At 68.4% G+C, this 6,682-nt stretch carries 5 protein-coding genes and 2 pseudogenes; 5 read left to right on the plus strand and 2 right to left on the minus strand.

The window, feature by feature from the left end; translation table 11 throughout:
• Nucleotides 1-134: 134 nt before the first annotated feature.
• Nucleotides 135-657 (minus strand): annotated as a pseudogene (locus ABTY98_RS41795) (integrase); the annotation flags it as partial.
• A 297-nt stretch (nucleotides 658-954) separates the two neighbouring features.
• Here ABTY98_RS41795 and ABTY98_RS41800 point away from each other — a divergent pair.
• The 3 genes from ABTY98_RS41800 (at nucleotide 955) to ABTY98_RS41810 (ending at nucleotide 4,863) form a co-directional block, all read left to right on the plus strand.
• Entirely contained in the window at nucleotides 955-1,977 is a 1,023-nt protein-coding gene (locus ABTY98_RS41800) for an LLM class flavin-dependent oxidoreductase (protein ID WP_352226410.1), read from the plus strand.
• Between the two features lie 826 nt (nucleotides 1,978-2,803).
• Nucleotides 2,804-4,306 (plus strand): MFS transporter, encoded by a 1,503-nt coding sequence (locus ABTY98_RS41805; RefSeq protein WP_352226411.1) that lies wholly within the window; start codon nucleotides 2,804-2,806, stop codon nucleotides 4,304-4,306.
• Entirely contained in the window at nucleotides 4,303-4,863 is a 561-nt protein-coding gene (locus ABTY98_RS41810; RefSeq protein ID WP_352226412.1) for a TetR/AcrR family transcriptional regulator, read from the plus strand. Before ABTY98_RS41805 ends, ABTY98_RS41810 begins: the two co-directional genes overlap by 4 nt.
• A gap of 19 nt (nucleotides 4,864-4,882) precedes the next feature.
• Here the strand turns inward: ABTY98_RS41810 and ABTY98_RS41815 are convergent, their stop codons facing one another.
• Nucleotides 4,883-5,224 (minus strand): zinc-binding dehydrogenase, encoded by a 342-nt coding sequence (locus tag ABTY98_RS41815; RefSeq protein WP_352226413.1) that lies wholly within the window; start codon nucleotides 5,222-5,224, stop codon nucleotides 4,883-4,885.
• A 99-nt stretch (nucleotides 5,225-5,323) separates the two neighbouring features.
• Between ABTY98_RS41815 and ABTY98_RS41820 the strand changes: the two genes are divergently transcribed.
• Nucleotides 5,324-5,890, plus strand: coding sequence for a PadR family transcriptional regulator (locus ABTY98_RS41820; protein WP_352226414.1), 567 nt, complete (start codon nucleotides 5,324-5,326; stop codon nucleotides 5,888-5,890).
• Between the two features lie 72 nt (nucleotides 5,891-5,962).
• Nucleotides 5,963-6,592: pseudogene (locus ABTY98_RS41825) on the plus strand (acyl-CoA dehydrogenase family protein); the annotation flags it as partial.
• Nucleotides 6,593-6,682: the final 90 nt, after the last annotated feature.

Genomic DNA, 6,682 nt, shown 5'->3' on the forward strand with positions numbered 1-6,682 from the left:
TTGACCTCAACGCGATCTGGACGGCTTCCTCGCGGAACTCCGGCGAGTACTTACTGGGTGGCGCCACTTCTTCCTCGTTTCCTTATTCAGGACAACCCTATTGGGTGCCTGTCCGGAAACTTCGTGACCCCTCATTGGCTGCGTAGGAAGTCGGCCCAGGTGGTGCTCTGTCGTTCGGGGGCCGGTGGGATGCCGTGCTCCTTGAGGATTTCCCAGACGGTGGAGGCGGCGACCTTGATGCCCAGGGCTGCGAGTTCACCGTGGATCCGACGATACCCCCACGAGCTGTTTTCACGGGCGAGGCGCAGGACCAGGGTGCGGATTGACCGGGCGGTGGGTGGGCGTCCGCGTCGCCTCGGGGCGCAGGTCGCGGCATGGTGGCGCTTGAGCAGGTTGCGGTGCCAGTGCAGGATCGTGTCTGGGCGTACCACCAGAAGGAGCTGCCCGCAGCTTCACCAGGGGGAGGTGGTGGAGCAGGCTGGCGAGGACAGCGCGGTCGGTGTCCTGGAACCTGGGCTTGCCGACCTGGCGCTGCAGGATCAGCAGTTGGTGCCTCAGCGCCAATATCTCGATGTCCTTCTCCCTGTCGCTCATCGGCAGCAGACGCAGGAAAGCGATGGTGTTGGTCGCAGCAAGATAGGCCAGGCGCAGCAGCACGACAGATCATGATGCCCCCGGTGCCCTGTACAGATGAAGACGTCGGGGCGATCGTCGAGCAAAGCCGAAGGTCAGCGATCAAGGCCGCGACCTGCATGGATGATTTATCGGCACCCGCAGTGCGGGCTGGCCGACGCTCCTGCGCCGGTCGGCCCGCACCTGTATGAAGCCGTCCGCATTCGCCCATGAGGCCGCTGGTCGTCGGCGGCGGGTGGTTCGGCACTCCGGCACAGCCGACTTGATCACAACGTGCCGGCTCCGGGAATCAGAGGCGGTCGCCGGACGCTGTGAACACACGTGAAGAAGATAGGTTTCCTCTCGTTCGGCCACTGGTCGCCGAGTGCGCACTCCAAGACCCGGTCCGCCGCCGACTTCCTGCACCAGTCCATCGACCTGGCGGTCGCGGCCGAGGAGCTCGGCGTGGACGGTGCGTACTTCCGCGTGCACCACTTCGCGCAGCAGGCGGCCAGCCCGTTCCCGCTGCTGTCGGCCATCGGTGCCCGGACCTCGAAGATCGAGATCGGCACCGGCGTGATCGACATGCGTTATGAGAACCCGCTGTACATGGCCGAGGACGCCGGTGCTGCCGACCTTATCTCCGGCGGCCGACTGCAGCTTGGCATCAGCCGCGGATCACCGGAACAGGTGATCGACGGCTGGCGTTACTTCGGTTACACCCCCGCCGAGGACGAGACCGGCACGGACATGGCCCGCCGGCACACCGAGGCCTTCCTCGAGGTACTCGAGGGCAGGGGCTTCGCGCAGCCGAGCCCACGCCCGATGTTCCCCAACCCGCCGGGGCTGCTGCGCATCGAACCGCACTCGGAGGGGTTGCGCGAGCGGATCTGGTGGGGCTCCGGGTCGAACGCGACGGCCGTCTGGGCCGCGAATCTGGGGATGAACCTGCAGAGTTCCACGCTGAAGGACGACGAGACGGGCGAACCGTTGCACGTCCAGCAGCGCAAGCAGATCGAGGCGTACCGCGAGGCGTACAAGGAGGCAGGCCACGCGCGAGAGCCTCGGGTGTCGGTCAGCCGCAGCATCTTCGCCCTGACCAACGACCTGGACCGGGCCTACTTCGGCCGCGACCGCGACTCGCGAGACCAGGTCGGCATGATCGACGACACGACCAGGGCGATCTTCGGACGCTCGTACGCCGCCGAGCCGGACGTGCTGGTGAAGCAGCTCCGGGGGGACGAGGCCATCGAGGCCGCGGACACCCTGCTGCTGACCATCCCGAACCAGCTCGGGGTCGACTACAACGCCCACGTGATGGAGAGCATCCTCACCCACGTGGCACCGGAGCTCGGCTGGCGCTGAGTGTTCCGCACCGGGCGCGGGCCCGTGGCGCCCCGGCCCGCCACTGTGGTCGTCAGGCCCCCGGCGCGGCAGGTTGAGGTCCTCGTCACCGTATCGTGGGCCTGAGGAGTTGAAGGCATGGCTCGTGGAGCATGCCGAGGCGTCGGCGGCACAGCGCGCTTCGTGGCCGCCAGACGCGTACCGGGCTCTCCTGGTGATGGCCACCCGCGCCGCCCCTGGGTTCGATCGGAGACGAGAAGACCTACACCGGTCCGCTCGCTTTGGACGTCCTGAAGTTCCTCGGCATTCTCGTGTTGCGCTTTGTCGTTGGGCGCATTCCTGCTCGCCGCACATTCGGCGCCCGTATCTCCCTTCGGACCCGGCCCCTCCGGGTGGCCGTTTGTTGCCCGGCCGGGTGCGGCCCCGGCGACGACGATGGGCAGGACGACCGACTCGGCGGCCTCCTCCACGAGTACGCACATGCGGCCTGACCAGCTCGGACGTAATAATCGGCACCCGCACGTCGACGCGCTCACTCACCAGCTGACCGACGAGGAAGCAGCAGCCCTGGAGGACCCGTGCGTCAACGCCGGACCATCCTGGTTCTGACTCAGACCGACGAGGCTCGTCCCCGCACAAGCCCGGCGCCGCTAAGCGGGCTCTCGAGCCAGCCTGGGGAGCGCTGCTGTCGATGCGGTGTAAAGCCCCGGACCGTCTGGCGCTCGTGCGGCCCCGGTGGCGAGCTGGGACCACCCGGCAGTCAAGGTCCGCACGGGTGGGACACTACTTGTCTTCAATTGAAGACATCATTTGATGACAGCACTCGACGACAGGAACGGCCCGCCCCGTGCATCCGATATCCGGCCCCGCCCCCTCCCTTTGGCAGCAGCGGGCGCTGGTCCCCGTACTGGTATCCCTCGGCATGCTGGTCGCGATCATCAGCAGCCTCGGCGCCCCGCTGATCCCGACCATCGCCGCTGTGGACCACGTCTCGGTTGCCGACGCGCAGTGGTCCCTCACCGTCACGATGCTGGTCGGGGCCGTCGCTACTCCGGCCATGGGGCGTCTGGGAGACGGCCCCCACCGCAGGAAGGTGATCCTGACCGGTCTTGCTGTGGTGCTCCTCGGGAGCCTGCTGGCGGCTCTGCCGCTGGGGTTCGCCTGCCTCATCGTGGGGCGGGCGCTCCAGGGCGTGGGCATGGGCCTCGTTCCGCTGGCGATCGCCACCGCGCGAGACTCCGTGCCGCCCGCGCGGGCCCGGTCGGCGCTGTCGACGCTCTCGCTCACGACGGCGGCCGGCGTCGGTATCGGCTACCCGGTCACCGGACTGCTCGCCGAGAGCCTCGGGATGTACGCGGGGTTCTGGTTCGCCGTGATCGCCACCACTTTGGTCCTCATCGCCGCGGCCGTCGTGCTCCCCTCGTCTCCGGGGCGTCCGGCACACCCGATGGACGTAGTGGGGGCACTGCTCCTCACGCTCGGCATGAGCGGGTTCTTGTTCGCCCTCACCCAGGGTGAACGCTGGGGCTGGGGATCGCCCCGGCTGCTGGTGCTTGGCGTCGTATCGGTGTTGTTGCTGATCGGCTGGGCGCTGCACGAACTGCGTACCGCTCATCCCCTGGTGGACCTGCGTCTAATCCGTGACCGCACGGTCTTCGCCGCGCACCTCACCACCATGATGGGCGGCATCGGCATGTATCTGCTGATCTCCCTCGTGACCCGGTACGTGCAGACGCCGCGGAGCGCCGGGTACGGCCTCGGGGCCTCCGTGGTCGTCACCGGCTTGATCCTGGTGCCGTTCTCGGTGACCAGTCTGCTGGCCGGCCGCATGGTACGGATTCTGATCCGTACCCAGCCGCCGGTCCGCCTGCTGCCCGTGAGCTGTCTGCTCTCCCTCGCGGCCCTGCTGACCTTCGTGTTCGCCCACGGCGGCCTGTGGGAGGTGTTCGTGACGATGGCCCTGGCCGGACTCGGTGTAGGCGTCAACTTCGCGGTCACGCCGGGGCTCGTCGTCGGCGGCGTCCCCGCACACGAAACAGGGAGCGCCATGAGTTTCAATCAGGTCGTGAAGTACATCGGTTACTCGGCCGGCAGCGCCCTCAGCGCCGTGATCCTCCAGGCCGCCACCACACCCGGGCAGGGTCTTCCCCCCGAGAGCGGTTACCGTACAGCCGGGCTGACAGGCTGCGCGGTGTGGGCCGCCACCGCCTTGGTGGCGTACGTCCTGATCCGGTCGGGCGAGCGTGTTGCCTCGGCGGGGATCCGGGGTGGGCATCCCGCACTCGCGGCCGACGGCGGCTCGATCGCGGACGGCGAGGGTCTTGTCCCGGGCACCGGGGCGGAGCGGTGAGCGGCGAGGCGCCAGGGCGCCGCCGCGACGCGGCCCGTAGCCGCGAACTCCTGCTCACGGCGGCGAGCGACCTGTTCGCCGAGCGGGGTTTCGACCGCACCACCATCCGCGACATCGGTGAGCGCGCCGGAGTGGACCCGGCACTGATCGCACGCTACTTCGGGAGCAAGACCTTGCTGTACGTCGCCGCGTTGCACGCCGAACAGGGCGACGTGGCCCTGGCCGATCTCTTCGACGAGCAGCGGCTGCGCGAGGTCTTCGACAGGGCCGACCGGCGCGGCCCCGTCCCGCTGCTCCAGGTCGCGGTGCAGCCACTGAGTGACCCAGCGGCGCAGGACGCTGCACGCGCGGCGCTGCACGCGCGACTCGTCGAGCCGCTCCACGGGCGCTTCGCCCGTGAAGGGGTGGACCGGCCCCGGCTGCGCGCCGAGTTGGTGGCGGCGGCCGTGGCCGGGATCCTGCTGGGCCGGCACTCCGGAGCCTTCGACGAACTGGCACGGGCCCATCCCGGCGACCTGATCGAGTTGCTCCGGGGCACCCTCCTGAGCGAGGACTGACCGCTTGCCGCGGTGCGGGTCAGGGCACGGTAAGGATGATCTTGCCGTGAGCCTGGTGGCTGCGCATACCTTCGGCGGCTTCGTGGGCCTGGTCGCATGCGTGGACGCTGTCGATAACGGGGTGGATGCGGTTGTCCGCGACGGCGGGCATCACCTCGTCGCGGAGGGCAGCGATGACATGGCCGAGGGCTTCGGGGCGGCTGAAGCCTAAGGAGACGCCGCGTACGTGGAGGTGGCGGTAGGACAGGGCGTCGAGGTCGATGGTGGATTTGGCCTGGTCCAGGCGTCCTATGTTGACGAGGTGGCCGTCCACGCGGGTGGCGGGCAGGGGCGCGCTGACCGCCGCCCTCCCCACTGCCACCCGTGGCCGGAGTGTCCTGTCCTCGCTGCTGGGTGAGCTGTGTCTCACCCGGGCAGCGAGGCTTGTCTATGCAACGAGTTGCATAGACAGCTGGGAGGTATGGCGCTCGAACACGCGATCCTCGTCTCACTGCTGGAAAAGCCAGGCTCCGGCTATGAGCTGGCCCGGCGGTTCGAGCGGTCCATCGGCTACTTCTGGACCGCCACGCATCAGCAGATCTACCGCGTCCTCAAGTGCATGGAGATTGACGGCATGCTCGCCGTCCGCGAGGTGCCGCAGCAGGGACGGCCGGACAAGAAGGAGTACTCCGTCGCCGCCCCCGGACGCGAGGCTCTCTCCCAGTGGCTGCACGAGCCGATCGAACCAGAGAGCCTCCGTCACGACCTCGCAGTGAAAATCCGCGGCGTGGCCTTCGACGACCCGGCCACGCTCATCCGCGAGGTCGAGCGGCACCAGCAGGTGCACAGCAACCGGCTTACGCAGTATCTCGCTGGGGAACTGCGCGACTTCACCGGGCCTGACGCCCCCACACCGCTCGATGCCGGTCAGGAACTGCAGCACGTCGTGCTGCGCGGTGGCATCGCGTACGAGCGGATGACGACCGCCTGGCTCGACGACGTTCTCACCACGCTCCACGGCCTGGGCGTGACACCGCCGCACGCCTGAGCCGCATCATCCCGTCCCTCCGCGCACCCGGCAACAACCTTCGACTCCCTATCCCTCGGAAGGCGAACCCTCATGGCCACCCCTTTGCTGTTCAACCCGCACACGTACGACCCTGCGCACTTCGACCCCGAGACGCGCAGGCTGCTGCGCGCCACCGTCGACTGGTTCGAGGACCGCGGAAAGCGCCGCCTGATCGAGGACTACCGCACCCGCGCCTGGCTGGGAGACTTCCTCGCGTTCGCCGCCAAGGAACGCCTGTTCGCCACCTTCCTCACCCCGGCCTCCGCCGGCGGAGAGGAGGACCAGCGCTGGGACACCGCCCGGATCGCCGCCCTCAACGAGATACTGGGGTTCTACGGTCTTGACTACTGGTACGCATGGCAGGTGACCATCCTCGGTCTCGGCCCGGTCTGGCAGAGCGACAACGCCACCGCTCGCAGCCGCGCGGCCGAACTCCTCTCCCAGGGAGAGGTCTTCGCCTTCGGCCTGTCCGAGAAGACCCACGGCGCCGACATCTATTCCACCGACATGCTCCTGGAGCCTGACGGCCACGGCAGCTTCCGCGCCAGCGGCTCCAAGTACTACATCGGCAACGGCAACGCCGCCGGCCTCGTCTCCGTATTCGGCCGCCGCACCGACATCGAGGGCCCGGACGGGTACGTCTTCTTCGCGGCCGACAGCCGCCACCCGGCGTACCACCTAGACGAGTCTTTCCGAATGCTTGCGGGCGCGGGGAGAGGGTGTCCATGATCGTTTGTGACGACGAACCTGGACACCCTCGTGACCGCACTC

Origin of the sequence: Streptomyces sp. NPDC096040 (assembly GCF_040303265.1) — a bacterium.
Taxonomy (GTDB): domain Bacteria; phylum Actinomycetota; class Actinomycetes; order Streptomycetales; family Streptomycetaceae; genus Streptomyces.